The sequence below is a fragment of the Ideonella lacteola genome (assembly GCF_038066555.1).
In the GTDB taxonomy this organism is placed as follows: Bacteria; Pseudomonadota; Gammaproteobacteria; order Burkholderiales; family Burkholderiaceae_C; genus Ideonella; species Ideonella lacteola.
Genome location: NZ_JBBUTG010000006.1, coordinates 123,648 through 150,285, shown reverse-complemented (window position 1 = coordinate 150,285; position 26,638 = coordinate 123,648). Strand labels below are relative to the sequence as shown.

Here is a 26,638-nt window from a genome sequence, read left to right as displayed (position 1 = left end):
GTTCCACGAAGTTCGTGTCAACGGCGGGGGTTTTTCAACCTCATCTCGGCCGCCCGGGCATGGCCCTGCAATCCTTCGCCGTAGGCCAGCTCCGCGGCGATCACGCCGAGCTTGTTGGCGCCCACTTCGCTCACTTCGATCAGGCTGCTGCGCTTCTGGAAGTCGTAAACGCCCAGCGGTGACGAAAAGCGGGCGGTGCCGGAAGTGGGCAGCACATGGTTCGGGCCGGCGCAATAGTCGCCCAGGCTCTCGCTGGTGAAGGCGCCGAGGAAGATGGCCCCGGCATGCCTGAGCAGAGGCTCCCAGCGATGCGGCTCGGACGACGACACTTCGAGGTGCTCTGGGGCGATGCGGTTGCTGATGTTGCAGGCTTCTTCCATCGAGCGGGTGAGGACCAGCGCCCCCCGGCCTTCGAGCGACGCCCGGATCACCTCGCGCCGAGGCATTTCGGGCAGCAGGCGTTCGATCTCCGCGCGCACGCGGGCGATGTAGCTCGCATCGGGGCACAGCAGGATCGATTGCGCCAGTTCGTCGTGCTCAGCCTGGCTGAACAGGTCCATCGCCACCCAATCGGGCGGTGTGCTGCCGTCGGCCAGCACCAGGATCTCGCTGGGCCCCGCGATCATGTCGATGCCGACTTGGCCGAAGACGCGGCGCTTGGCGCTGGCCACGTAGGCGTTGCCCGGGCCCGTGATCTTGTCGACGCCAGGGATGGTCGCCGTGCCGAAGGCGAGCGCCGCCACGGCCTGTGCGCCGCCGACGGTGAAGGCCCGGGTGACACCCGCCACGTAGGCAGCGGCCAGCACCAACGGGTTCTTTTCGCCGCGCGGCGTGGGCACCACCATGATGATCTCGCCCACCCCGGCCACGTGCGCAGGCACGGCGTTCATCAGCACCGACGACGGGTACGCGGCCTTGCCGCCAGGAACGTAGATGCCGACACGGTCCAGCGGCGTGACCTTCTGGCCCAGCAACGTGCCGTCTTCGTCGCGATAGCTCCAGCCGCGGCCGCAGGCCTCGAGCTGGCGCTCGTGGTACTGGCGCACCCGGGCCGACGCGGCTTCGAGCGCATGGCGCTGCGCCGGTGTGATGGCGTCGAAGGCAGACTTCAACTCATCGCGCGACAGCTCCAAGGCCGCGACCGAATCCACCTGCAAGCCATCGAAGCGCGCGGTGTAGTCGAGCACCGCCGCGTCACCGCGCGCCCGCACGTCGGCCAGGATGGCCGCCACGCGCTCTTCGATGGCGCCGTCGGTCTCGGCCGACCAATGCCGCAGCCGCTCGAACTCGGCTTCAAAGTCTGAATGCGTGGTGTCGAGCTGGCGCAGGTTCAGCATGGCAGGAACAGGAAAACGCTATTGAGGGATGGCAGAGGCGAAAGCGTCGATCAGCGGACGCAGCGTTTCGCGCTTGAGCTTGAGCGCGGCCTGGTTGACGACCAGGCGCGAAGAGATGTCCATGATGTGCTCGACTTCGACCAGGTGGTTGGCCTTGAGCGTGGAGCCGGTGGACACCAGGTCGACGATGGCATCGGCCAGGCCGGTCAAGGGCGCCAGCTCCATCGAGCCATAGAGCTTGATCAGATCGACGTGCACGCCCTTGTCGGCGAAGTGCTGGCGCGCCATCGCGGTGTACTTGGTGGCCACGCGGATGCGAGAGCCCTGCTTCACCGCCGCGGCGTAGTCGAAATCGGCACGCACCGCGACGCTGAGCCGGCACTTGGCGATGTTCAGGTCGAGCGGCTGATAGAGGCCCTCGCCGCCATGCTCGATCAGGATGTCCTTGCCGGCCACGCCCAGGTCGGCGCCGCCGTACTGCACGTAGGTCGGCACGTCGGTCGCGCGCACGAGCACCACGCGCACATCGTCACGATTGGTCGGCAGGATCAGCTTGCGGCTTTTCTCGGGATCTTCGGTCACCGTGATGCCGGCGGCCGCCAGCAAGGGCAAGGTCTCTTCGAAGATGCGGCCCTTGGAGAGTGCGAGGGTGATCATGCGCTGGCCCGTTCGCTGACGCGCTCGATGTCCGCACCAATGGAGCGCAACTTGGCTTCCATGCGGTCGTAGCCTCGATCGAGGTGGTAGATGCGATCGACGGTCGTGGTGCCGTCGGCCACCAGCCCCGCGATCACGAGGCTGGCGGAAGCGCGCAGATCGGTGGCCATCACCGTGGCGCCAGAGAGGCGCTCGACGCCGGTGACCATCGCCGAGTGGCCATCCACTTCGATCTTGGCCCCCAGGCGAATCAGCTCGTTGACGTGCATGAAGCGGTTTTCGAAGATCGTCTCGCTGATCTTCGCAGCGCCTTCGGCGACGCAGTTCACGGCCATGAACTGGGCCTGCATGTCGGTCGGGAAAGCCGGGTACTCGCTGGTGCGAAAGCTCACCGCCGTCGGACGTCGTTCGGCTTGCACGCGGATCCAGTCGTCGCCGGTGGTGATGGTGACGCCGGCCTCGCGCAGCTTGTCGATCACCGCGTCCAGGTGGCGGGCCTGCGCCTGCCGCAACACGACATCGCCGCCAGCCGCCGCCACGGCGCACAGGAAGGTGCCGGTCTCGATGCGGTCGGGGATGATGCGGTGCCCACCCGCCGGCGCGTGCAGGCGATCGACGCCCTGGATCACGATGCGGTGGGTGCCATGGCCCTCGATGCGGGCGCCCATGGCGATGAGCAACTCGGCGAGGTCGGGAATCTCGGGCTCCTGGGCGGCGTTCTCGAGCACCGTCTCGCCCTCGGCCAGCACCGCGGCCATCATCAGGTTTTCGGTGCCCGTCACGGTCACCATGTCGGTGGTGATGCGCGCGCCGCGCAACCGCCGCTGGCCCTGCGCGTTCAACGGCGCCTTGGCCTCGATGTAGCCATGCTCGACGACGATCTCGGCGCCCATCGCCTGCAGGCCCTTGATGTGCTGGTCTACCGGCCGAGAGCCGATGGCGCAACCGCCCGGCAGCGACACGGTGGCGGTGCCGAACCGAGCCAACAGCGGCCCCAGCACCAGGATCGAGGCCCGCATCGTCTTGACCAGCTCGTAGGGTGCCTTGGTGCTGGAGATGTGGCTCGCATCGAGCGTCACCGTGTGCGGATCGGCCTCGGTGCGCTCGACCTGCACGCCCAGGTGGCGCAGCAGTTTCAGGGTGGTGGCCACATCCTGAAGTTTCGGCACGTTGCGCAAGATGGTGGGCTCGGCCGTGAGCAGCGACGCGCACAGCTCCGGCAGCGCGGCATTCTTGGCGCCGGCGATCGTCAGTTCACCGGCGAGGCGGCGACCGCCGCGAATCAGAAGTTTGTCCATGGGATCGGAAAAGGGTGTGCGGGGGCGAGGCGGATGGCGCGCGGGGCCACGGGCGGCGGCAGGCGCGCGTCACGCCGGCCACCCAAGCGGCGTTCGTCAATGGTGCGGTTTGGGCTCGCCGGCGGCCGGCGCGGCAGACTGCTCACGGGCCCATTCGGCCGGCGTCAGTGTCTTCATCGACAGCGCGTGGATCTCTTCGCGCATCCGATCGCCCAGCGCCGCGTAGACCACCTGATGGCGGCGCACCCGCGGCAAGCCCTCGAACTGGGCCGAGACGATGGTGGCGAAGAAGTGCCGGCCGTCGCCATCGACCTCCAGATGGCTGCAGGTCAACCCGGCAGCCAGGTAAGCGTGGACGTCTTGCGGGGTGGGACTGGCCATGGTGCAGCGGTCGGTCGGGGGTGGAGACTCAGCGAAAGCGAGGGGCTATTGTCCGTCAGACCGCCCACCCGCGGGCCGGACGGGGCACCCGGACTGCAGTGGGGGAAGACCACGCGGGGACGGTGGCCCCTCCCCCGAGCCCGGGTTTGACCGCCCCGGACAGCTGCGCCGGCACGTCACTACGGCATCACCGCCGCCATCCGGGCGCAACTGCGCTCGCGCACGCTGGCGCGCAGCACGCCCGGGCTCGCCACCCAGGGCGAATCGTGCAACGCGCCCAATGCGGCCTGTCGGCCCGCGGGGCTGGCGTCCAGGCTGATGACCGTGCCCAGGTCCCAGATCGCGTCCTCCGCGATCTCATTGGAAGAGGCTCGCATCGTGTAGGCCACGACCTTCGAAAAGTCCACGCCGTCGTCGTCCGGGTAAGCCTGCTGGCTCAAGACCCCAAACTCACCCCTCGGCTGGAAGCTGGGCACGCTGGCCGACACGAACGCGTCGGTGCGAATGCGGACGGTTGCCCCCCAGCCACGCCCTGGCATGTAGCGCGACGACTCGACGCGCTGCGCCGTGCCCATCTCTTCCACACGCCACGACACCATCGCCTCGCCTTGCGGGTTGACAGCGACCGACGGCTGGTGGCCGCCGTAGCTGGCACCGCTGAGGCGCGCCGTGGGCTCCCAGCCCTGGCCCGCGAGGTAGTGCGCAGCCAGGACGCGCATCTTGCTGTCGCCCTTGGGCTGCTCCGCCCACACGGCGAAAAGGTCGCCGGCTGGCGTGAGCGCCAGGTCGGGAGACGCCCCTTCCCTGACCTTGCCGGCGTCGAGCAACGGTGTCGTTGGTTGCCAGCCGCCGGCGCTGCGGTCATAGCGGGCCACCTTCGGCTGCGGGCTCATCCAGCTCACCGCGGCATCGCCGACGTCGTTGATCACCGGACGCGGAGCACTGCCGGGTTGAGTGCGCGTATCGCCCACACGGACCACAGCCGACCAGCCCTTGCCGGGCGAGAAGAAGCGCGTCAACACCTGGCCCGGTTCGGCCCAACTGACCAGGCCCTGCCCGGCTCCGTTCACGGCAACGGCGGCAGCCGTCGCCCCCGCGCTCTTCACCGGCAGAGTGGTGGGCTGGGTCCAACCCGCCACTGGGTCGAAGTAGACGACCCGCGGTCCGGCCGGGTCACGCTGGCTCTGGCGCCGCCAAGTCAGCAAGGCATGGCCTGACGCGCCCACCGCGAGATCCAGGTCCGACGAATCGTTCTGGCCGGCGCCGGGGTTGACGCCCACCTGCCAGGGCGCTTGCCAGTGGCCACCCGGCGCTCGCCGGCTGACCAGGATGCGCTCGGTGTTGTCAGGCCCCATTTCGGCCCAGGCCGCCAGCGCCGTGCCGGCGTCATCCATGCGGATCAACGGGTTGCGGCCCAGGAATGGGCCCGGCACATTCAGCTGCTCGACGGGCGACCAGACCCAAGGGCATTCCGCCGTCGCCGCCGAGACGCCTGAAACAGGCATCCAGCCCGCCATCGCCATGGCCACCAGCACCGCAGGCTTCAGCCTCGAAGCCCCCCTCCAAGAACGCTGCTTGGTATGCGTCACGGTCTCTCTCCGGTGTATGTGAATCGAAGGCCGGCCCCGCTCGTTGGCAGGGCTCGGCACTGCATTCCATCACACCGTCAGGGCTGTGCCGTCAATGGCGCAGCTTGTAGCCCGTCTGCAGCAGCCGCAAAGTCACCCCGGCGATCACGATGAAGCTGGCGCCGACGACGGCCAGGCTGACCCACGGGGAGACATCGCTCACGCCGAAGAAGCCGTGACGCAAACCGTCGACCATGTAGAAGAACGGGTTCAGCTGGCTGACGCCTTGCCAGAAGGCAGGCAGCGAATGCACCGAATAGAACACGCCGGCCAGGAAGGTCATGGGCATGACGATGAAGTTCTGGAAGGCGGCCATCTGGTCGAACTTCTCCGCCCACAGCCCTGCAATCAAGCCCAGCGAGCCCATCAGCGCCGCACCCATCAGCGCAAAGACGAGGATCCACACCGGCTGTGCAAAACCTGGCCAGCCGAACCACACGGTCGCGGCCAGCACACCCGCCCCCACCGCCAGCCCGCGCACCATCGACGCGCTGACGTAGGCCACGTACCAGGCCAGCGGGGAGAGCGGTGTCACCAGCAGGAACACCAGGTTGCCGGTGATCTTGCTCTGGATCAGGCTCGACGAGGTGTTGGCAAACGCGTTCTGCAACACACTCATCATCACCAAGCCTGGGATGAGGAAGCGGGTGTAAGCGATCTGGTCGTAGACCTTCACATGGTCTTCGAGCACATGGCCGAAGATCAGCAGGTACAGCACCGCGGTGAGCACCGGCGCCGCCACCGTCTGGAACGAGACCTTCCAGAAGCGCAGCACCTCCTTGTAGAACAAGGTTCGGGCACCCGCCAGCGGGCGTGCGCCCTCGCGGGTCGACGACGAGGTGTTCGACGGGGTCGGTGTCATGCGTGGGCCTCCGCGGTGGTAGCGGCCGCAGCGCCGCCCTGCATGATGCTGAGGAACACGTCTTCCAGATCGGCTCGGCCGATCTCCAGGTCTTCCACCCTCACCTGGCTGGCCCGCAGCCGCGCGAGTATCTGCTCCACCTCGGCGGCGTCGTGGGCCGACACCTGGGCGATTCGGCCGGTCACGCGGGCACGGGCCGCCAGATCGGCGGGCAGCACGTCATCGGTCTTGAATCGCAGCACGCTGCCCGCGGTGGCGGCGAGCAGGTTCGCGGTGCGGTCCAACGCGACGATGCGTCCTTGCTTCAGCATGGCGATGCGGCCGCACAGGGCCTCGGCCTCTTCGAGGTAGTGGGTGGTCAGCAGCACCGTGTGCCCTTGCTTGTTCAGCCGGGCGATGAACTGCCAGAGCGTCTGGCGCAGCTCGACATCCACGCCCGCCGTCGGCTCGTCCAGCACGATCACCGGCGGCCGGTGCACCAGCGCCTGGGCCACCAGCACGCGGCGTTTCATGCCCCCCGACAGCTGCCGCATGTTGGCGCTCGCCTTGTCAGCCAGCCCGAGGCCTTCCAGCAATTCGTCGATCCAGGCATCGTTGCCGCGAACACCGAAATAGCCGCTCTGGATGCGCAGCGCCTCACGCACCGAGAAGAAGGGGTCGAACACCAGTTCCTGGGGCACGATGCCCAGTGCGCGTCTCGCGTCGGCGTAGTGTTCGACCACGTCGTGCCCCATCACCGACACATGGCCCTCGGTCGCCCGCGCCAGCCCCGCCAGGATGCTGATCAAGGTGGTCTTGCCCGCCCCATTGGGGCCGAGCAAACCGAAGAACTCGCCCCGCTCGATGTCGAAACTCACCCCGTCAAGGGCACGCAGCGTACCGCGCGCACCGGTGAAGGTCTTGGCGACCCCCTGGAAGGAAACAGCTGGCATGAAAGATCCTGTTCGGCCGGCGGCGCCAGCGTCAGACCGCGCGAAAGGCCGGGCCCGAGGCCTGGCGGCAGCTGCGGCGGCGGGATTGTAGGGAGCGCCCCCAAGGCCGCGCCCGCGTGGGGATGCTAGTGTCCAGCTTCCGCCATGCGAGCCGTTTCGGCCCGCCGAACAGGTCGGACCGACGGAGTGGTCAAATCCCGGCGGCCCGTATTGCCGAACAGGACATCCACCGTCGCCCATGCCGACCAAGAAGCCCCGCCGCACCGCCGAGCGCATCCTCGAAGTCACGCTCGACCTGTTCAACCGCTTCGGGGAGCCGAATGTGTCGACGACGCTGATTTCGGCCGAGCTGGGCATCAGCCCGGGCAACCTCTACTACCACTACCCGGCGAAAGACGAGCTCATCAACGCGCTGTTCGGCCGCTACGAGACGGCGCTGAACGAGTTGCTCAACGCCGCCGATGGCGTGCGCAACGTCGAAGATGCGTGGTTGTTCTTCCACATGCTCTTCGAGCTGATCTGGAACCACCGCTTTCTCTACCGCGACTTGAACGACCTGCTGAGCAAGAACCGCCGGCTGGAGACTCACTTTCAGTTCGTGCTGAAGAACAAGACCCGCGCGGTCGAAGCGGTGCTGGCCGGCCTGACCCGCGGCAGCGCGATGCGCCTGGCACGCCCGGATGCGGCCGTGGTGGCCACCTCGATGGTGGTGGTGCTGACCTACTGGCTGAGCTACGAGTACGTGCGCGAACCGCGCAAGGCCCTCGAGCCGGACAACGCCGCAGCCACCCTGGCCCGTGGCGCCTGGCATGTGCTGGGCCTGCTCGGGCCCTACCTCGAACCCGCCGCGCGAGAGCATCTGAACGAACTGGCCGGGCCATACCGCAACATGGCCTGACGACAACGCGACAACCCACCCGCTGCAAGGAGACAAATATGGCCAAGTGGACCGCCTTCCCGTACGACGCCGACGACTACACCTACGACGCCGCGGCGTTGAAGAAGCACTGGGCCCGGCTGCATGCCGGCGATGCCGAGCCCTGGCCGAAAGACGAGGCGGTGCAGGCCGCCTGGGCGCTGTTCCACGCCGGCCAGTTTCAAAAGGCAGCGGAAGCGGGCCTGAGGGCCGGGGGTGCCGGCCTCACGGTGGCCAACAAGGCCCAGGCCATCTACGCGAACTACCTGGAAAAGAGCGAGAAGAACAAGCTCGCGCTGTTCCTCGAGGTGGCCGAGCGCGCCGAAGCCCAGGCGCAGGCCGAGCCGAAGAATCCGAACGCCTGGTACTTCATGGCCTATGCCCTGGGCCGCTACAGCCAGGGCATCAGCGTGGCCAAGGCACTGGCGCAGGGGCTGGGCAGCAAGGTCAAGGGCGCACTGGAGACCACCATCAAGCTGCAGCCCAAGCATGCCGACGCGCACATCGCGCTGGGTGCCTTCCATGCCGAGGTGATCGACAAGGTGGGCAAGCTGCTCGGCAAGACCCAGGGTGCCGATGCGGCCACGGGCCTGAAGATGTTCAAGGAAGCCTTGAAGCTGAACCCCACCAGCGCCATCGCGATGGTCGAATACGCCAACGGCTTGGTGATGCTGGAGGGCGACAAGAAGATGGCCGAGGCCGAGAAGCTTTACGCCGATGCGGCCGCCAGCGCCCCACAAGACGCGATGGAGCGGCTGGACGTCGAGATGGCCAAGGCCGAGTTGGAAGACTGAGCCTCGCTGCCGCACCTGCGGCACGCCTCACTTTGCGTGGCCCGCGCATCCGCCTGTTAGGCTCGGCGGATGCCGGCCGATCCGCCTTCTTCCCGCCCCGTGCTCACCCCTGCCCTCGCCGCCTTGGCGATGGCGCTGCTGCTGGGCCTGCAACCCGTCACCACCGACCTGTACCTGCCGGCGCTGCCGCTGCTGACCGTCGAGCTGCACGCCCCCATGTCGGCCGCACAGTTGACGATGTCGCTGGTGCTGCTGGCCTTCGGTATCGGCCAGTTGGTGATGGGCCCGTTGTCTGACCGCTTCGGCCGCAAGCCGGTGTTGCTTGGCGGATTGGGCCTGCATGGCGCGGCCAGCATAGGGTGCGCGCTGGCGCCGTCAATCGACACGCTCATCGCCTGCCGCGCCTTCCAGGGGCTGGGGTTGGCGGCCTCGATCGTCTGCGCCCGCGCGATGCTGCGCGACCTGTACGAACCCCGGCAAGGCGCCCATGTGATGAGCTGGGCACTCTCCGGCCTGGGCGTGCTGGCCCTCGCTTCGCCGCTGCTGGGCGGCTGGTTGACCGCCCACCTGGGGTGGCGCGCGCCCCTGGCGGCGGTGGCCGTCATCGCCGTGGCGACCTGGGCGATCGTCGCGGCGCTCGTGCCCGAAACCAGCGCACAGCGCGATGCGCAGGCGTTGCAGCCCAGATCGCTGGCGCGCAGCCTGGCCTCGGTCGTGTCCCACCCGACCTTCCGAGCCTGGACGGCCCTCAGCAGCCTGACCTATGGCGGCCTGTTCCTGCTCTTGGCCGCGTCATCGTTCGTCTACATCGGCGTCCTTGGCCTGACGCCGTGGGGCTACGGAATGGCCATGGCGTCGAGCTCGTTCTCGTACATGGCGGCCACCTTCTACTGCCGGCGCCTGTTGCCTCGGCACGGCCTGGCGGGCACCGTGAAGCGCGGCGCGGTGTTCACGGTGGCGGGCGGCCTTGGGATGGCAGCGATGTCGCTGTCGGATTCGCCGGCACTGCCCGGCGTGTTGCTCGCGCATTGGCTCTACAACTTCGGGCATGGCATTCACCAGCCCTGCGGGCAGGCGGGCACGGTGGGGCCGTTTCCGCGCAGCGCGGGCGTGGCCTCGGCCCTGGCCGGCTTCTTCCTCGCGATCGTGGCCTTCTTCGTCGGCCTGTGGCTCGGCCAGGCGCTGAACGGCACGCTTCGGCCGATGGGCATGGGCCTCGCCTTCTTCGCCTTGGGCACCGCCGGGATCGCGCTGACGCTGGTGCAACGCCACGGCGAGCACTTCGAGGCCGTGCCGACGTGACCGCCGAGACTTCGATCGACTGGATCGGCATCGCCGGCCCGACCGCCTCGGGCAAGACCGGTCTGGCGCTGCAACTGGCCACCGACGGGCCGGTGGAGATCATCAGTGTCGACTCGGCGCTGGTCTACCGGGACATGGACATCGGGACCGCCAAACCCACGCCCGCCGAACTCGCCAGCACACCGCACCACCTGATCGACATCCTTGATCCGCTCGAGGCCTACTCGGCGGCCCAGTTCGTCCAAGACGCCCAGCGACTCATCCGCGACATCCGGGCACGGGGCCGCGTGCCCTTGCTGGTGGGCGGCACGATGCTCTACTTCAAGGCACTGATCGACGGCATCGACGCGCTTCCCGCCGCCGACGCCGAGGTTCGCGCCCAACTCGACGCCGAGGCTGCCGATCGTGGCTGGCCAGCGATGCATGCCGAGCTTGCGCTGGTCGACCCCCTCACGGCGGCCCGGCTGGCCCCCAACGACGCCCAGCGCATCCAACGCGCGCTGGAGGTCTTCCGGCTCACCGGCCAGCCGCTGTCGGCTTTTCATACCCGCGAGAAGTCTCCATCCGCTCCCGCTCGGCACCGCTTGCTGGCGTTGGAGCCCCGCGACCGGGCCTGGCTGCACGCCCGCATCGGCCTGCGCTTCGAGCAGATGCTCGCGCAAGGCTTTCTCGACGAGGTGGTGCGATTGCGCGCACGAGGCGATCTGCACACCGGCCTGCCCAGCATGCGCTGCGTGGGCTACCGCCAGGCATGGGAGGCGCTGGATGCCGGGCTCGGCGGCCCAGCGCTTCGTGCCGATGTGCAGGAACGCGGTGCCGCCGCCACCCGGCAACTGGCTAAGCGCCAGCTCACCTGGCTGCGGGGCATGGAACGCACGGTGCTGTCGGCAGAAGCGCCAGACGAGGCACTGGCCGCAGCCCGACCGATGCTGGCGGAGGCTGCCGCCGAGTTCACTCGTTAGGCCCCTGCATCGGCCGAAAGTCATACCGAGCCGAGGCGGGCCGCCAGCTCATGGTTCTAGCTTGACAGCGGTCAAGTTATGGCGCGAGCGCGCTTCCTACAGTCGCGCATGCCTGAGATTCTCTACGACCACGACGGGCACCGTTGCCTGATGTTCACCGACTTGGGGACGGCTGGTCCGGACCACCCCGGTGACGAGGCGGTGCAGGCCAACCAGTTCCTGATCGTTGATCAGGACACCGGCGCGATCATCGATCCCGGAGGCAACCTCGCCTACAGCGAGTTGTACCTGTCGATGACGCGTCATTTCTCGCCGCATCGCCTGTCGGCGATTCTGGCGTCGCATGCCGACCCGGACATCATCGCGTCGCTGGACCGGTGGATGACATCGACCCAGGCCACGGTGTATGTATCGACGGTGTGGGAGCGGTTCATCCCACACTTCTGCAAACCGGGCAAAACGGTCGGCCGCATCAAGGCGATCCCCGACCCCGGCATGCGCATCCGAGTGGGCCGCCGTGACCTGATCGCCCTGCCCGCGCACTTCATGCATGCCGAGGGCAACTTCCAGTTCTACGATCCGGTGAGCCAGATCCTCTTCTCAGGCGACCTGGGGGTCTCGTTCGTCGGCGGCGAGCTCGCCAAGCGGCCGGTGGAGGACCTGTCCACCCTGCTGCCGACGATGGAGCGCTTCCATCGCCGCTACATGGTCTCGAACAAGGTGCTGCGGCTGTGGGCCGATATGGTCAGCGATCTGCCGATCCGCCTGATGGTGCCGCAGCATGGCGCGCCACTCAAAGGTGCCGCCATCGGCGACTTCATCCGCTGGATCCGAGAACTGCCCTGCGGCATCGATCTGATGGAGCAGAAGAACTACCGCGTGCCGACCTGACCCAGCCTGGCAGGAGGCTTCAGAAAAAAGGCCGCTCAAGGCGGCCTGTGTGGCTCATGAGAGGGACGGGCTCTGCCCGGCTTCTCGGGCCCCAGCGCTCAGGATGTGACGGAGCGCGTCTCGCCGCTGCGGCGTGGCTGGATGGGCGTGGCGCGCACGCAGTTGCGGCCGGCATCCTTGGCAGCCTGCAGGGCCGATTCGGCGTCCTGCACCAAGCCATCGAGTGAAGCCTGGCCCATGTGAACATGGGCCACGCCGACACTGACCGTCGCCACCACATGGGCGTTTTCCCAGCGGAATGGCGCCGAGGCCACCTGCTGGCGAATACGTTCAGCGGCATCCAGCGCACCGAGTGGATCAGTGTGCGGCAGGAAGACCGCCAACTCGGCGCCACCGAAGCGTGCCAGCAGGTCGGACTGGCGCAGCGTGGCGTTCACGCGGCGGGTCACTTCCAGCAAGATCGCATCGCCACAACGCTGCCCCATGCTGTCGTTGATGCGGCGCAGATGGTCGGCATCGATCAGCAACAGCGCGCCGTCGTCGCCATAGCGGCGGCAGCGCGACCATTCACGCTCGGACAGGCGCAAGAACTGGCGGCGGTTGCAAACCCCGGTCAACTCGTCGTCGACCATCAGCAACTCGCGTTGCACCGACGACTGCGCCAGCGCCCGGGCCAGATGCAGTGCTGCGCCGCCCGCAACGAGCGCCGGCAGCAGCGCGATGGCACCCGCACCGATCGCCACAGGCCACGAACTGCCGTCGAGCCAGACCAGCATCGTGGCCACCGTCATCGCGACGATGAACGCCACGCCGATCTGGAATGCCCACGCCGAGCCAAGGCTGGCACGGCTGGCCCACTGGGTCAGGGTCTGAACCCAGCCTGGATGCGCATCGCGGGTCTCGCGTGCCTCGCTAGAAGCCACCATCGGTTTCCTGTGATTCGGTGAAGGAATTCGAACACAAATCGGCCTTTTTGGGGCCGAGTTGAGGGTTGTTTACAAGCCCCGGCGTGACGGATTCGGAGGCCGGGATCTCCACCGTTGGAGATCTCCGGCACAACCCCAGGTTGGGCGATGAATCGCATCGGCGCCGAGGCTTGGCAGCGCACGACCCCGGAGGATGCCGCCAAGCCTTGACGGCGCCCACAACGATTTGTAAAGTGATATCACTTTGATTTCATCGGAGACACACCATGAGCCGCCCCCTGCGTGCTGAACAGCCCCACCATTCAGCCAACGGCTATGCGATGACGTTGGTGGGCGTGGGGCTGATCGCCTTCGGCCTGTTCTCACTGGTGCGAGGCGTGGCGGGCATCGCCGGGCTGCTGATCGCCCTGGCGCTCATCGGCGCGGGCGTGTTCATGCTGGCCGGGCTCTACATGCTGCAGCCCAACACCGCCGCCATCCTGCTGTTGTTCGGCCAGTACCGAGGCACCGACCGCAGCGAGGGCCTGCGCTGGGCAAACCCCTTCCTGGTGGGTCGCAAGATGTCTCTGCGGGCCCGCAACCTGAACATGCCGACGCTGAAGGTCAACGATCGGCGGGGCAACCCGGTGGAGATCGCGGCGGCGGTGGTGTGGCGGGTGAGAGATACCGCGCAGGCGATGTTCGAAGTCGATGACTACGAGATGTTCGTCAAGGTGCAGGCCGAGGCCGCGCTGCGCCATGTGGCTTCGCAATACGCGTACGACCACGGCGAGGCGGCCGAAGGCAGCGAGATCACGCTTCGCGGCAGCATCGACGAAGTGGCCGCAGCCCTGAAGGCCGAGCTGCAGGCCCGCTTCAACGACGCCGGGGTCGAGGTACTGGATGCCAAACTGACGCACCTCGCCTACGCGCCGGAAATTGCCCAGGTGATGCTGCGCCGCCAGCAGGCCGAGGCGATCATCAGCGCCCGGCAGAAGATCGTCCAAGGGGCGGTCAGCATGGTCGAGGCGGCGCTGAAAGGCCTGTCGGAACGCGAGATCGTCAATCTGGACGACGAGCGCAAGGCGGCGATGGTCAGCAACCTGCTGGTGGTGCTGTGTTCAGACAAGGACACCCAGCCCATCCTGAACGCGGGCACGCTCTACAACTGACCGCACGCAGCGCGTCGCATGGCCAGTCCCGGCAAGAAGAGCTATCCGCTGCGCATCGATCCGGCGCTGTGGGCCGAGATCGAGCGGCTCGCGGCCCAGGAGCTGCGCAGCGCCAACGCGCAGGTCGAGTTCCTGCTGCGTGAAGCCCTGGCCCGGCGCGGCCGCCTGCCCAACCCGCCCGACTCTCCCGCCGGGGAAGACACCGTTGCCGATTGAGGCGAACGCGCCCGCCGCGCCTTTCGGGACGCGCGGTCTGCGGCCTACCTAGGGCGTGTTCACACTACGGAGCCCCGATGCGTTGCCACCAGAACGGGTCGAGCGCAAGGCGCAAAACGAAGCCGGGGTGCGGCCCCGGCGAGGCTTTGCAACGCCGCGGGCGGCTGGTTCTGGTGGCAACCCTTCGGGAACGGGCCGTCCAGGGCGCATGGCGGCGTTGCCCACCTTGCCCAGGCACCAGCCTGGGCGGCGTCGGGCGCCTTGCCCTGCATCCCTGGACAACCCGTTCGCACGGGGCTGCGTAATGTGAACACGCCCTAATGCGCCCCGCCCGCATCCGCCGGCCCAGCCCCACCGATGCGCGGCGGACGCTTGGTGAACCAGATGAGGCCGATCAGCGCCAGGAACAGCAGGGCCGACCCGTAGAAGATGTCGTCGGCCGCGCGGGTGAACGCCTGCTGGTCGATCATCCGGTTGACCTGCGCCATGGCCTGGGATGCGCTGAGGCCGGCCGCCTGCAGCGACGCCAGCACATTCGCCAGCGCGCCTTGCCCATTCGCCAGCGGTTCGGTCAGGTGCGCATGGTGCATCGCAGCGCGGTCGTCCCACAGGGTGGTCGCGATCGAGGTGCCCATCGCGCCCGCCGTGATCCGAACGAAATTCGACAGGCCTGCCGCGGCCGGCATGCGTTCTGGGGCCAGGCCGGACATCGTCAGCGTCGTCAGCGGGATGAAGAAGAAGGCCATCGCCGCGCCCTGGATCAAGGTGGGCACCAGGATGTGGGCCATGTCGGTCTGGGTGGTGAACTGCGATCGCATCCACAACACCAGCGCAAAGACGATGAAAGCCCCGGTGGCCATGCGGCGCGGGTCCCACACGCTCACCTTGCGCCCGACCAGCGGCGACAGCAGGATCGCGAACAACCCCACCGGCGCCAGCGCCATACCGGCCGCCGTGGCGGTGTAGCCCATCCATTGCTGCAGCCACAGCGGCATCAACACCACATTGCCGAAGAACAACCCATAGGCCACGGACAGGGCGAGTGCACCGAAGGCGAAATTGCGGCCCTTGAACAGGCGCAGATCGACCACCGGGTGCGCATCGGTCAGCTCCCACACCACGAACACCGCGAAGGCCACCACGGCCACCACCGCCAGCAGCACGATCTGCGGCGACGAGAACCAGTCCAGCTCCTTGCCCTTGTCGAGCATCAGCTGCAGCGACGCCACCCAGGTGACCAGCAGGCCCAGGCCCACGGTGTCGATCGGCAGCTTGCGACGCGGCGTTTCACGATCGCGGTAGATACCCCAGGTGACCGCCGCGGCGGCCAGGCCGATGGGGATGTTGATGTAGAAGATCCACGGCCAGCTGACGTTGTCGGTGATCCAGCCGCCGAGCAGCGGCCCGGCCACCGGCGCCACCAGCGTGGTGACACCCCACAAGGCCAATGCGGTGCCCGCCTTGGCGCGTGGATAGCTGGCCAGCAGCAGGGTCTGCGACAACGGAATCATTGGCCCGGCCACCAAGCCCTGGAACACGCGGAACACCACCAGCGTCTCGAGCGAGGGGGCAAAGCCGCACAGCCACGATGCGAGCACAAACAGCAGCACACTCATCGTGAACAGCCGCACCGCGCCGAAGCGCTGGGTCAACCAGCCGGTGAGCGGCACGGAGATCGCGTTCGCGACACCGAAGCTGGTGATCACCCAGGTGCCCTGCCCCGGGCTGACCCCCAGGTCGCCCGCGATGGCCGGCAAGGAGACGTTGGCGATCGACGAATCGAGCACGTTCATGAACGTGGCCAGCGACAGCGACACCGTGCCCAGCGCCAGCGCGGTGCCGGTCAGGGGCGGCGGCGGCGCTGCCGGAGCGGGCGCCGCTGGTGGCGGTGCTTCGCTCGACGGCGCGTCCGGCAGGCTGGCGGTAGAGGCTGCGCTCATGACGGCTGGTGCGCGCTCACGGTGCGCCCTTGGGCCAGACTGCTGCGCACGATGCGACGGATGCGCTCGTCCACCTCACGATCGGCCGCGTCGTACACCCCCGTGGCTGCCACGGCTTGGGCGCGCGGCGCATCAGCCAGCGTCTTGCCGCCCTGCTCACCCGTGTCCACATTCACTTCCATCGACAGGCCCACGCGCAGCGGGTTGGCGGCGAGCTCTTGGGGATCGAGCGCGATGCGCACCGGCACGCGCTGAACGATCTTGATCCAGTTGCCGGTCGCGTTCTGGGCGGGCAGCAACGAGAACGCGGCGCCCGTGCCCGCACCCAGGCCAGCCACCTTGCCGTGGTAGGTGACCTTGGTGCCGTAGACATCGGCCGTCAGCTCGGCCGGTTGGCCAATGCGCAGGTCGGCGAGCTGGCCTTCCTTGAAGTTGGCATCGACCCAGAGCTTGTCGAGCGCCACCACGGTCATCAGCGGGGCCCCCGCCTGCACGCGCTGGCCGACTTGCACGGCACGCTTGGCCACGTGGCCTTCGATGGGCGATGGCAGCTCGGCACGCTTGAGCGCCAGCGCCGCTTCGCGGACACGGGCCGCAGCACGCTGCACGTTCGGGTGCTGCTCGACGGTGGTGCCTTCGGTCATCACCTGTCCAGTGGCCAACTGCTCCCTGGCCGCGAGCGCCGCCGATTGCGCCGCCGCCAGGGCACTCTTGGCCGCGGCGAGTTGGGCGGTGGTGTGCTGGTACTCCTCTTTGCCGACGGCGCCGCTGCCCACCAGCGGCGCGCGGCGGTTGACGTCATCCTGCGCCCGCGCCAGATCGGCCTGCACGCGTGCCAGGTCGGCCTCGCGCAGGGCCACTTGCGCCTTCAGCGTGGCGTTGCCCGCGTACAGCGCGCGCACCTCGCGCACGGTCTGCGCGAGCTGGGCCTCGGCCTGTTCCAGGGCCACCTTGGCGTCGGCGGTGTCCAGCTTGACCAAGGCCTGGCCAGACTTCACCGCGTCGTTGTCATCGGCCAAGATGGCGACGACCGTGCCACTCACCTGAGGGGTGATCTGCACCACGTTGCCTGCCACATAGGCGTTGTCCGTCACCTGGTGGTGCCGGCCGTGGAACCAGTGCCAACCTCCCCAGCCGGCAGCGGCCAGGGCCACGGCGGTGGCGATGATCGTCAAGCCACGGCGGCGGCCAGCGGGGTTGGCGGCGGGAGCGGAAGCTGCATTGTTCATGGTGTTCTCTCGATTCGTCTGGTCTGGCGGGGGCTCAATGGGCGGCGGCGATGACAGGCGCGTCGTCCATCCAGCCGCCCCCGAGCGCCTTCATCAGCGCCACGCCGGTGTCCATCTCGCGGGCGCGCAGGTCCACGGCCTGGCGCCTTTGCGCGAGCCACTGGCTTTCGGTGTTGAGCACGATCAGGTAGCTGCCCAGGCCCGCGCGGTAGCGCTGCATCGCCAGTTCATGCGCCTTTTGCGCGCCGGCCAGCGCTTCACCCTGTGCCTGCCGTTGACGCGCCAACGATTGCAGCGAGCTGATCGCGTCACTGGATTCGCGCACGGCGTCGATCACCGCGGCGTTGTACTGGGCGACCGCGGCGTTCACGTCCGCCTCGCGCCCTTTGAACTGGGCACGCAGTCGGCCGCCGTCGAACAGCGGCAGGCGCAGCGCCGGTGCGACGCCGTACTGGCGGCTGCCGCCGTCCAGCACCTGGTCCAACCCGATCGCATTCAGGCCCACGAAGGCCGTGAGGTTGATGTTGGGATAGAACTGCGTGCGCGCCACCTTCGCCTCCTGGGTGGCGGCTTCGACGCGCCAGCGCGCTGCCACCACGTCGGGACGCCGGCCCAGGAGGTCGGCCCCGAGGGATGTGGGCAGCATGGGCATGGCCAGCCGGTCCATCGACGGTGAGAGCGTGTCCAACGCATTCGGCGCTTGGCCACTGAGCGCGGCCAGCTGGTGGCGCGCCAGCGCGATCTGCTCGTCCAGCGCCTCGATCTGGGCCCGGGTGTCTGGCAAGGCGCTGTCGGCCTGCACCAGCTCGACCTGAGTGTCGAGGCCGGCGCTCACGCGCTGCTGGGTGAGCTGGCGCAGTTCCTCGCGCTGGGCCAGCGTGCGCTCGGCCACATCGCGCTGGGCCAGCAGGCGTGTGAGGGCCACATAGCCGCGCGTGACCTGAGTCGCCAGCGCGTTGGCAGCCAAGGCAGCATCAGCTTGCGCGGCGCGCGCCTGCCCCAACGAAGCCTGCAGGGCCGCAGCCTGTTGGCCATACCAGTCAGGGCTCCAGCTGAAGCCCGCCTGGATCGTGCCGGTATTGCGGATCGAACCGGCGATGGGCGGCGGCACCAGGCCATTTTCGGTATAGCGCTGGCGTGCGGCGTCGACGCTGAGTTGCGCCTGAGGCCCGTCGGCCGCTTCGGTGATCTGGGCCGCCGATTGCGCCCGTGCCACGCGGGCTTGGGCGAGCGCGAGGCTGGGTTGGTCGCGCAGGGCCTGGTCGACCAGCCGGGTGAGTTGCTCATCGCCCAGCTGCGCCCACCAGCGCGCCGACACGGCCGCGGTGGCGGAATCGGCCAGCCCCACAGCGGCCGGCGTGGTCTCGGACAGGCGCGGGGTGGGCTCGCCGGGGGTGGCGCAACCGGTGAGCAGCACGGCGGCCGACGCCAGCGCCACCAGCAGGGTCAGGCCGGTCTGGCCCAAGCCTGGCCAGGGCAGGCGCGGCAGGCGCAACATCGAGGGCATGGCCCACTGCGGCATCGATGCCAAGGTCAGCTTCTTCATGAGCGGTTCTTTCAGCTGGAGGACGAGGTCGATGACTGCTGCATCGCCTCGCCGTTGGCCACCATGCGGGTCAGCAATGACACCAACTGCTGCCATTCGGCCTCGGTGAAACCCTTCAGGTGGTTGTTCAGCACCTCGGCCATCACCGGCGGCACCTTCATGGCCGCGGCCCGGCCCTCGTCGGTGAGCACCAGGTTGACGACCCGACGGTCCTCGGTGGAGCGTTCACGGCGCACCAGGCCCTTGGCTTCCAGCCGGTCCAGCGAGCGGGTCATCGCCCCGGGGTCGAGCTCCACCTCGCGGGCGAGCGCCGCCACCGTGTGGCAGTCCTTGACCGCCAGCTTGAACAGCGGCAGCCACTGGGCATGGGTGAGATCCAGCGAGGCCAGGCGTTCGTCGGCCTGCGCCAGCACCGATGACAGCACCCGTTTCATCAGGTAGCCCACGCTTTGCTCGGGCCGGTATTGGCCCGGCACATAGAAGCCTGGACAGGGGTTCTCTGCTTGATTCATGCCCACACTATAATTGCCCATGCAATGATTGTTTTGGCAGTCATTGAATAGCCAGCTATTTCACAGGGGCTTCCGGGAAAGTGTCACGGCCCGCATCCGGCTCGGGCACCGCCCCCGGTTGCCTACACTTGCCCGCCATGTCGTCTGCCACTTCCGAACGGCCCAAGGCCGCCTCGCCCCGCTCCCTGTCCGGACTCGGCCCGTTCCTCAGGCCCTACCGCGTCCGAATCGCCATGGCCCTGGCCTTCATGGTGCTGGCGGCCGTCGCCACACTGGTGTTGCCAATCGCACTGAAATCGTTGATCGACCAGGGCCTGGTGGCCGCCGATCCGGGCGACCGGCTGATGGCGCTGCGCGAACACTTCGGCGCCTTGTTCGCCGTGGGCGCGGCGCTCGGCCTGTTCTCTGCCGCCCGCTTCTACATGGTCACGTGGTTGGGCGAGCGGGTCACCGCGGACCTGCGCAATGCGGTCTACGCCCATGTGGTGAAGCAAAGCCCGGAGTTCTTCGAGACCACCGCCACCGGCGAGGTCATCAGCCGCCTGACCACCGACACCACGCTGGTCCAAACCGTCGTCGGCTCCAGCCTGAGCATGGGCTTGCGCAACACCGTGATGGGCATCGGCGCACTGATCATGCTGATCGCCACCAACCCCTACGTGATGACGCAGGTGCTGGGCGTGCTGGTGTTGGTGGTGCTGCCCACCATCCTGTTCGGACGCCGGGTGCGCAAGCTCAGCCGCGCCAGCCAGGACCGCGTCGCCGATTCCAGCGCCATCGCCGCGGAGGTGCTGAACGCCATCCCCGTGGTGCAAAGCTACACCCAAGAGCAGCGCGAAGCCGGCCGCTTCTCGGCAGCGACCGAAGCCGCCTTCGACACCGCCAAGAAGCGCACCCGAATCCGCTCGGTGCTGGTGGCGTTCATCATCACCTCCACCTTCGCCGGCCTGCTGTGGGGCCTGTACCAGGGCACCCAGGCCGTGCTGCATGGCCAGATGACCGCGGGCCACCTGGGGCAGACGGTGCTGTATGTGATCGTGCTGATCAGCTCGGTGGCGGTGCTGTCGGAGGTCTATGGCGATCTGCTGCGCGCCGCCGGTGCCACCGAGCGGCTGATGGAGCTGCTGGCGGCCCGCTCACCGGTGGCAGAGCCGACTTCACCACGCCCGCTGCCGCCCACCGAGCGTGGCTCGCGCGTGGCCTTCAACGGCTTGCGCTTCCACTACCCCTCGCGCCCGCAGACCGCCGCGCTGGCCGACATCGACCTGGAGGTGAAGCCTGGCGAAACGGTGGCGCTGGTGGGCCCGAGCGGCGCGGGCAAGAGCACCGTTTTCCAGCTGTTGCTGCGCTTTTACGACGCTGAGGCCGGCAGCGTGCGGGTCGATGGCGTGGACGTGCGCGAAGCCTCGTTGCAGTCGCTGCGCGAGCGCATCGGCATCGTGCCGCAAGACAGCGTGATCTTCTCGACCAGCGCGCTCGAGAACATCCGTTACGGCCGGCCCGGCGCCACCGACGACGAAGTGATCGCGGCCGCCAAGGCGGCCTTCGCCCACGAGTTCATCATGGCGCTGCCCCAGGGCTACCAGAGCTTCCTCGGTGAGCGTGGCGTGCGCTTGTCAGGCGGACAACGCCAGCGCATCAGCATCGCCCGCGCGATCTTGAAGAACCCGCCGCTGCTGCTGCTCGACGAAGCCACCAGCGCACTGGACGCCGAGAGCGAGCGCATGGTGCAAGCGGCGCTCGAAGCGGCGATGGCCCACCGCACCACGCTGGTCATCGCCCACCGCCTGGCGACCGTGCAACAGGCCGACCGCATCGTCGTGATGGAGTCCGGACGCATCGTCGACCAGGGCACCCACGCCGAGCTGATCGAACGAGGTGGCCTCTACGCCCGACTGGCAGCGATGCAGTTCGGGCTCGAGAGCCCTGCCTGAACTCGTTTGAGACGGCTTCCCGGCCGCGCCCGTCGGTTGCATCTTGAATCGCGGCCGGCAGGGCCCGGCATAGGCTTTGCCCCTTTCAGTCGTTGGCCAGAAATGGAGCAAAAGCCATGAAACATCTACACCACTTGTCCTGGATCGTCGCGGCCGCCGTGTTGAGCAGCGGCTGCAGCAACATGGGTGCCCGCGAAAAGGGCACCGCCGCGGGCGCAGGCATCGGCGCGGCGGCCGGCGCCATCATCAGCACCACCACCGGCGGCAAGGCGGGCACGGGCGCGGTCGTTGGCGGCGCGCTGGGCGCCGTGGCGGGCAACCTGTGGTCCAAGCGCATGGAAGACAAGCGCAAGGCCATGGAGAAGGCCACTCAGGGCACCGGGGTCACGGTCGATCGCACGGCCGACAACCAGCTGAAGGTGAACGTGCCGAGCGACATCTCGTTCGACACCGGCCGCGCGGACATCAAGCCCGAGCTGCGCCCCGTGCTCGATCAATTCGCTCAGGGCCTGGACCAAACGATGAATGTGCGCATCGTCGGCCACACCGACGCCACCGGCAGCGACGCGATCAACGACCCGCTGTCGGTGGACCGGGCCCGCAGCGTGCGCGAGTACCTGGAAGCGCGAGGTGTCGGCGAGCAGCGCATCGACGTCTCGGGCGTGGGCTCGCGCCAACCGATCGCCGACAACGCCACACCCGATGGACGCGCACGCAACCGCCGCGTCGAGATCTTCCTGCGCGAGCCGCAGAAGGCGTCCTGAGCCCACGGCGCCGACGGGGCGCTCACCCGCCTCATAAAATCGCTCGATGAGCCAGCGCCCCGTCCGTTCCCAGTACGAAGATTTCATGCGCCACGTCTTTGAGACGGGCGCCCTCAAGGCCGATCGCACGGGCACCGGCACGCGCAGCGTATTCGGCTACCAGATGCGCTTCGACCTGAACGAAGGGTTTCCGTTGGTGACCACGAAAAAGGTCCACCTGAAATCCATCATCCTCGAACTGCTGTGGTTCCTGCGCGGTGACTCGAACGTGAAGTGGCTGCAAGAGCGCGGCTGCACCATCTGGGACGAGTGGGCCAAGGACGACGGCGATCTCGGGCCGGTGTATGGCGTGCAGTGGCGCAACTGGCCCACGCCCGACGGTGGCCACATCGATCAGATCGCCGAGGTGGTGAAGCAGCTCAAGGGGAACCCCGATTCGCGCCGCATCATCGTCAGCGCGTGGAACGTGGCCGATCTGCCCAAGATGGCGTTGATGCCGTGCCACGCGTTCTTCCAGTTCTATGTGGCCGACGGCAAGCTCAGCTGTCAGCTGTACCAGCGCAGCGCCGACATCTTCCTCGGCGTGCCGTTCAACATCGCCAGCTATGCGCTGCTGACGCACATGCTGGCGCAGCAGTGCGACCTCGCCGTGGGCGACTTCATCTGGACGGGCGGCGACTGCCACATCTACGACAACCATGTCGAGCAGGTGCGCACGCAGCTGGCCCGCGAGCCCTTCGCCTACCCGGTGCTGAACATCCGCCGCCGACCCGCGTCGATCTTCGACTACGAATACGACGACTTCGAGGTGCTCGACTACCAACACCACGCGCCCATCAAGGCGCCGGTGGCTGTCTGACGATCGCCAACCATGTTGCTCACCCTCATTGCGGGCGTGGCCCGCAACGGCGTCATCGGCCGTGACAACGCCTTGCTGTGGCAGTTGCCGGAAGACATGAAGCACTTCCGGGCCACCACCATGGGCGCGCCGGTCATCATGGGCCGTAAGACCTGGGAATCGCTGCCAGAACGATTTCGCCCCCTGCCCGGCCGACACAACATCGTGATGACTCGCCAAGGCGGTTTCAGCGCCCCGGGCGCCACGGTGGTGACCGATCTCGACGCGGCCTTGGCGGCCGCGCGAGGCGACGGTGCGTCGCGCGCCTTCGTGATCGGCGGCGAGCAGATCTACCGCGAGGCCCTGCCGCTGGCCGACGAGCTGATGCTGACCGAAATCGAACGCGATTTCGAAGGCGACGCGCACTTCCCCGATTTCGGACGCGACGCGTTCGCCGAGGTCTCGCGCGAACGGCATGCGGCCGCCGCCCCCAACGATTTCCACTTCGCCTTTGTCACCTACCGGCGCCGCGCGCCGAGGAGTTGAACCCCGCCATGTCAGGACACGGTTTCCACGTTCACGGCCCGCACGATCACGAACTCGAGCACGCCGCCCAGCACAACCCCGAGGGGATGGCCGGCCAGTTGGCGGTGATCACCGCCATCCTGGCCACCGTGGGAGCGCTCTTCTCGTACGAGGGTGGCGCCACCCAGGCCCAGGCCGGCCTGCTGAAGAACGAAGCGGCGATCAAGAAGACCGAGGCGGCCAACCAGTGGTCGTACTTCCAGTCCAAGAGCACCAAGCAATCGCTGGCAGAGTTCGCTCGCGACCTGGCGCCCGAAGACAAGCGTGCCGCCTACCAGGCGAAGATCGATCGCTACGAAACCGAGAAGAACGAGATCAAGCAAAAGGCCGAAGCGCTGGACGCCGAATCGCACGAGAAAGATCAGGCCAGCGAGGCGCAGATGCATCAGCACCATCGCTGGGCCCAGGCGACGACCGCACTGCAGATCTCGATCGCCATGGCGGCCATCGCGCTGCTGACCAAGCGCCGTTGGCTCGAATGGGCCACGCTGGGGCTGGGTGGCCTGGGGGTCGCGATTGGCATCGCGGCCTGGTTTCATCTCTGACCGGCATCGATCCTGGCACGCGCCGTGAACTGATGCACGACGGCGCTCACGTCGCCAAGCGGGCGGCGTAAGGTCACGCGCCCGCGCCCGACGAATCCAGCACGGCCGACTCCACGGCCGCTGGATTCACCATGCTGATCAAGACCCTCCACACCCTCGCCGCTGCCCTGCTATTGAGCGCATTGGCCCACGGCGCACCGAGCGACGCGGCCACCGCCGGCACCCCGCCGACGCTGAACGGCCGCACGTCCGTCGGCGAGGCCGTGGACCTGGCGAGCTGGCGCGGGCAGGTGGTGCTCGTCTACCTTTGGTCGACCGACTGCCCGGTCTGCCTGGACCGCCTGCCCGAACTGCGGCGCAACCTGGCAGGCTGGAAAGGCCGGCCGTTCGTGGTGCTTGCGGTCAACCAAGACGCGCGCGACACCGACTTCCGCGCCTACGAAAAATCGTTGGACGCGGTGATGCCGCCGTCGGCGCAGATGAAGCTGGTGTGGCGCCGCGACCCGGCGCACCGCGACAACCTGGGTGAGCTGCCGCTGCGCAGCCCCACCACCCTGCTGATCAATCGCCGCGGCGAGCTCGTCAAGGAGATTCGCGGCAGCTGGTCGCCCGAGATCTGGGACGACATCGCCGAACAGGTCTTGAACTGATCTCGTGGCGGCCCTGTCAGGGGGGCGCCTCTTGTAGCATCGGGCCGACCAACCAAGCCCGAGGGCCGACCTTGAAATTCGCCACCTGGAATGTGAACTCGCTGGCCGTGCGCCTGCCGCAACTGCTGGACTGGCTCGCCGCCAACCCGGTCGACGCGGTGGTGTTGCAGGAGACCAAGCTCTCCGACGACAAGTTTCCGCAAGCCGAGATCGAGGCCGCCGGTTACCACGTGGCCTTCCATGGCCAGAAGACCTACAACGGCGTGGCGCTGCTGACCCGCGGCCACCTCGCCGAGAAGGTGGTCAAGAACATCCCGAACCACGGCGATGACCAGGCCCGCCTGATCGCCGGGACGCTGGGCAACATCCGCATCATCGGCGGCTACTTCCCCAATGGGCAAGCGCCAGACAGCGACAAGTTCGTCTACAAGATGAAGTGGCTCGATGCGCTGCGCGAGTGGTTGCGGGCCGAGCTGGCCGAGCACCCGCAACTGGTGTTGATGGGCGACTTCAACATCGCGCCCGAGGACCGTGATGTCTACGACCCGGTCGCCTGGGCCGGGCAGATCCATTGCACGCCCGAAGAGCGGGCACATTTCCAGGGCCTGCTGGGATTGGGGCTGCATGACGCGTTCCGCCTGTTCGAGCAGCCGCCGAAGAGCTGGAGTTGGTGGGACTACCGCGAGCTGCGCTTCCGGAAGAACCAAGGCCTGCGCATCGATCACATCCTCGTGAGCGATGCGCTGAAATCACGCGTCACCGCGTGCACGATCGACAAGCTGCCCCGCAAGAACGAGCGTCCCAGCGATCACGCGCCGGTGGTGGTCGAGCTCGCCTTGGCCTGATTCGCTGGCGGCACGGCCACGGGCCCGGCCCCCGCTCGCGGCTGCCACAGGGCGATCACGTTGCCCGCGAGGGCCAGGGCCACGCCGGCCAGCGTTTCGCCAGTCCACACGAAGCCTTCGAGCCACCACGAGACCAGCAGTGCCACGATCGGCGTCATCACGCCCACATAGCCGGCGCGCGCCGGGCCGATGCGGTGGACCAGGCCGTAGAACGCGCCGAACGCGACGATGGAGCCTGCCAACGTCAAGTAACCCAGCGAGGCCACGAAAGGCACGCTCCATTCGATGGCGAACGATCGCCGGGCCAGCCACGCCGACACCAGCGAGCCGAGCGCGCCGTACAGCATCGCCCACGCCAGCGGCGCCCAGCCCTTGACGCCATCGCGCTGGTAACGCGTGGCGGCTATGGTGGCCACGCCTGACAGCAGCACCGCCGAAGCCGCCAGCACGGCACCGAGCGCTGCGTTCTCCGAGGCCCCCAGGCGCGCGAACTCGTGCGAAAAGATCAGCGCCACGCCGGCCAAGCCCAGCGCGCCGCCTGCCGCCACGCGGCGGGACATCGGCGTGCCGTTGAACAGGCGCGCCATCACCATCACGACCAGCGGTGAGGCCGCGTAGCCCACCGCCACCACGCCACTGACGATGAAGCGCTCGGCATGGTAGATGAAGACATAGCTGATCGAGAACCCGGCCAGCCCCTGCAGGGCGAACCAGCGGTGGTGACGCCATCCGAAACCGAGCGGCAAGGCACGCACGGCACACCAGCCCAGCAAGATGGCAGCCGCCAGCCCGAAGCGCAGTGCCACCCCCACCTCCGGTGCGATGGCGGCGAGTTGGGCGGTGATGGCAAACCAGGTCGTGCCCCAGACGAGCACGCACACAGCAAACAAGAGCAACGTGGGCATCACGCCAGTGTGTCACGCGGCCATCGCCGAACCGGGGCCAGGCTGGTCGGTGCGGTGGCGACGGGCGCCCGCTCGATCTCTTAGGCGAGCGC

The 26,638-nt window shown here is 68.0% G+C and carries 27 protein-coding genes; 14 read left to right on the top strand and 13 right to left on the bottom strand.

The genetic code is table 11. The annotated features are described in order from the left end of the window. Nucleotides 1-17: 17 nt before the first annotated feature. The 7 genes from hisD to AACH06_RS12590 all read right to left on the bottom strand — a co-directional run bounded on the left by hisD (nt 18) and on the right by AACH06_RS12590 (nt 7,095). Nucleotides 18-1,337, bottom strand: coding sequence for a histidinol dehydrogenase (hisD, locus tag AACH06_RS12620; RefSeq protein WP_341426051.1), 1,320 nt, complete (start codon nt 1,335-1,337; stop codon nt 18-20). 18 nt (nt 1,338-1,355) lie between these two features. Next, entirely contained in the window at nt 1,356-1,994 is a 639-nt protein-coding gene (gene hisG / locus AACH06_RS12615; RefSeq protein ID WP_341426050.1) for an ATP phosphoribosyltransferase, read from the bottom strand. After that, entirely contained in the window at nt 1,991-3,292 is a 1,302-nt protein-coding gene (murA, locus tag AACH06_RS12610) for a UDP-N-acetylglucosamine 1-carboxyvinyltransferase (RefSeq protein ID WP_341426049.1), read from the bottom strand. Before murA ends, hisG begins: the two co-directional genes overlap by 4 nt. A gap of 96 nt (nt 3,293-3,388) precedes the next feature. Next, nucleotides 3,389-3,673 (bottom strand): BolA family protein, encoded by a 285-nt coding sequence (locus AACH06_RS12605; protein ID WP_341426048.1) that lies wholly within the window; start codon nt 3,671-3,673, stop codon nt 3,389-3,391. A gap of 179 nt (nt 3,674-3,852) precedes the next feature. Continuing rightward, nucleotides 3,853-5,262 carry a hypothetical protein gene (locus AACH06_RS12600; protein ID WP_341426047.1) on the bottom strand — a complete coding sequence of 470 codons (1,410 nt, stop codon included), beginning with the start codon at nt 5,260-5,262 and terminating at the stop codon, nt 3,853-3,855. A 91-nt stretch (nt 5,263-5,353) separates the two neighbouring features. Beyond that, entirely contained in the window at nt 5,354-6,163 is an 810-nt protein-coding gene (locus AACH06_RS12595; RefSeq protein ID WP_423222021.1) for an ABC transporter permease, read from the bottom strand. After that, on the bottom strand, nt 6,160-7,095 hold the full coding sequence (locus AACH06_RS12590) for an ABC transporter ATP-binding protein (protein WP_341426046.1): 936 nt from the start codon (nt 7,093-7,095) through the stop codon (nt 6,160-6,162). The genes AACH06_RS12595 and AACH06_RS12590 overlap by 4 nt, the downstream gene beginning before the upstream one ends. Nucleotides 7,096-7,333: 238 nt before the next feature. Between AACH06_RS12590 and AACH06_RS12585 the strand changes: the two genes are divergently transcribed. From AACH06_RS12585 to AACH06_RS12565, 5 genes are all read left to right on the top strand, one after another. Beyond that, the gene (locus tag AACH06_RS12585; protein WP_341426045.1) at nt 7,334-7,993 is read left to right on the top strand and encodes a TetR/AcrR family transcriptional regulator; all 660 of its coding nucleotides are present in this window, start codon (nt 7,334-7,336) and stop codon (nt 7,991-7,993) included. A gap of 38 nt (nt 7,994-8,031) precedes the next feature. Next, nucleotides 8,032-8,805 (top strand): tetratricopeptide repeat protein, encoded by a 774-nt coding sequence (locus tag AACH06_RS12580; protein WP_341426044.1) that lies wholly within the window; start codon nt 8,032-8,034, stop codon nt 8,803-8,805. A gap of 99 nt (nt 8,806-8,904) precedes the next feature. After that, nucleotides 8,905-10,107, top strand: a complete 1,203-nt coding sequence (locus AACH06_RS12575; protein WP_341426043.1) for a multidrug effflux MFS transporter — start codon at nt 8,905-8,907, stop codon at nt 10,105-10,107. Beyond that, nucleotides 10,104-11,069, top strand: coding sequence for a tRNA (adenosine(37)-N6)-dimethylallyltransferase MiaA (miaA, locus tag AACH06_RS12570; protein ID WP_341426042.1), 966 nt, complete (start codon nt 10,104-10,106; stop codon nt 11,067-11,069). The genes AACH06_RS12575 and miaA overlap by 4 nt, the downstream gene beginning before the upstream one ends. A gap of 108 nt (nt 11,070-11,177) precedes the next feature. Continuing rightward, nucleotides 11,178-11,960, top strand: coding sequence for an oxygen-binding di-iron domain-containing protein (locus AACH06_RS12565; protein WP_341426041.1), 783 nt, complete (start codon nt 11,178-11,180; stop codon nt 11,958-11,960). A 98-nt stretch (nt 11,961-12,058) separates the two neighbouring features. Here AACH06_RS12565 and AACH06_RS12560 read toward each other — a convergent pair whose 3' ends face one another. Continuing rightward, complete coding sequence (locus tag AACH06_RS12560; RefSeq protein ID WP_341426040.1) at nt 12,059-12,886, bottom strand: GGDEF domain-containing protein; 828 nt, start codon at nt 12,884-12,886, stop codon at nt 12,059-12,061. Between the two features lie 266 nt (nt 12,887-13,152). Here AACH06_RS12560 and AACH06_RS12555 point away from each other — a divergent pair, with 266 nt between their 5' ends. Then, entirely contained in the window at nt 13,153-14,037 is an 885-nt protein-coding gene (locus AACH06_RS12555) for an SPFH domain-containing protein (protein WP_341426039.1), read from the top strand. An 18-nt stretch (nt 14,038-14,055) separates the two neighbouring features. Next, complete coding sequence (locus AACH06_RS12550; RefSeq protein WP_341426038.1) at nt 14,056-14,253, top strand: type II toxin-antitoxin system antitoxin; 198 nt, start codon at nt 14,056-14,058, stop codon at nt 14,251-14,253. Between the two features lie 317 nt (nt 14,254-14,570). Here AACH06_RS12550 and AACH06_RS12545 read toward each other — a convergent pair whose 3' ends face one another. The 4 genes from AACH06_RS12545 to AACH06_RS12530 are packed head-to-tail and all read right to left on the bottom strand — an operon-like array spanning nt 14,571 to nt 19,480. Continuing rightward, on the bottom strand, nt 14,571-16,193 hold the full coding sequence (locus tag AACH06_RS12545; protein ID WP_341426037.1) for a DHA2 family efflux MFS transporter permease subunit: 1,623 nt from the start codon (nt 16,191-16,193) through the stop codon (nt 14,571-14,573). Further along, nucleotides 16,190-17,422, bottom strand: coding sequence for an HlyD family secretion protein (locus AACH06_RS12540; protein ID WP_341426036.1), 1,233 nt, complete (start codon nt 17,420-17,422; stop codon nt 16,190-16,192). The genes AACH06_RS12545 and AACH06_RS12540 overlap by 4 nt, the downstream gene beginning before the upstream one ends. Nucleotides 17,423-17,456: 34 nt before the next feature. Further along, complete coding sequence (locus AACH06_RS12535; RefSeq protein WP_423222020.1) at nt 17,457-18,968, bottom strand: efflux transporter outer membrane subunit; 1,512 nt, start codon at nt 18,966-18,968, stop codon at nt 17,457-17,459. A gap of 11 nt (nt 18,969-18,979) precedes the next feature. Continuing rightward, nucleotides 18,980-19,480: a MarR family winged helix-turn-helix transcriptional regulator gene (locus AACH06_RS12530; protein ID WP_341426034.1), complete on the bottom strand. Its 501-nt coding sequence runs from the start codon at nt 19,478-19,480 to the stop codon at nt 18,980-18,982. 137 nt (nt 19,481-19,617) lie between these two features. Between AACH06_RS12530 and AACH06_RS12525 the strand changes: the two genes are divergently transcribed. From AACH06_RS12525 to xth, 7 genes are all read left to right on the top strand, one after another. Beyond that, nucleotides 19,618-21,414 carry an ABC transporter transmembrane domain-containing protein gene (locus AACH06_RS12525; protein WP_341426033.1) on the top strand — a complete coding sequence of 599 codons (1,797 nt, stop codon included), beginning with the start codon at nt 19,618-19,620 and terminating at the stop codon, nt 21,412-21,414. A 116-nt stretch (nt 21,415-21,530) separates the two neighbouring features. After that, nucleotides 21,531-22,178, top strand: a complete 648-nt coding sequence (locus AACH06_RS12520; RefSeq protein ID WP_341426032.1) for a YiaD family glycine zipper/OmpA-like lipoprotein — start codon at nt 21,531-21,533, stop codon at nt 22,176-22,178. Between the two features lie 46 nt (nt 22,179-22,224). Beyond that, complete coding sequence (locus AACH06_RS12515; protein ID WP_341426031.1) at nt 22,225-23,037, top strand: thymidylate synthase; 813 nt, start codon at nt 22,225-22,227, stop codon at nt 23,035-23,037. A 12-nt stretch (nt 23,038-23,049) separates the two neighbouring features. Continuing rightward, entirely contained in the window at nt 23,050-23,562 is a 513-nt protein-coding gene (locus tag AACH06_RS12510; RefSeq protein ID WP_341426030.1) for a dihydrofolate reductase, read from the top strand. A gap of 8 nt (nt 23,563-23,570) precedes the next feature. Further along, on the top strand, nt 23,571-24,146 hold the full coding sequence (locus tag AACH06_RS12505; RefSeq protein WP_341426029.1) for a DUF4337 domain-containing protein: 576 nt from the start codon (nt 23,571-23,573) through the stop codon (nt 24,144-24,146). A 131-nt stretch (nt 24,147-24,277) separates the two neighbouring features. Then, entirely contained in the window at nt 24,278-24,796 is a 519-nt protein-coding gene (locus tag AACH06_RS12500; RefSeq protein WP_341426028.1) for a TlpA family protein disulfide reductase, read from the top strand. A gap of 71 nt (nt 24,797-24,867) precedes the next feature. Beyond that, nucleotides 24,868-25,641 (top strand): exodeoxyribonuclease III, encoded by a 774-nt coding sequence (gene xth, locus AACH06_RS12495; RefSeq protein ID WP_341426027.1) that lies wholly within the window; start codon nt 24,868-24,870, stop codon nt 25,639-25,641. Here xth and AACH06_RS12490 read toward each other — a convergent pair. Continuing rightward, nucleotides 25,605-26,546, bottom strand: coding sequence for a DMT family transporter (locus AACH06_RS12490; protein ID WP_341426026.1), 942 nt, complete (start codon nt 26,544-26,546; stop codon nt 25,605-25,607). The genes xth and AACH06_RS12490 overlap by 37 nt on opposite strands. Nucleotides 26,547-26,638 lie beyond the last annotated feature (92 nt).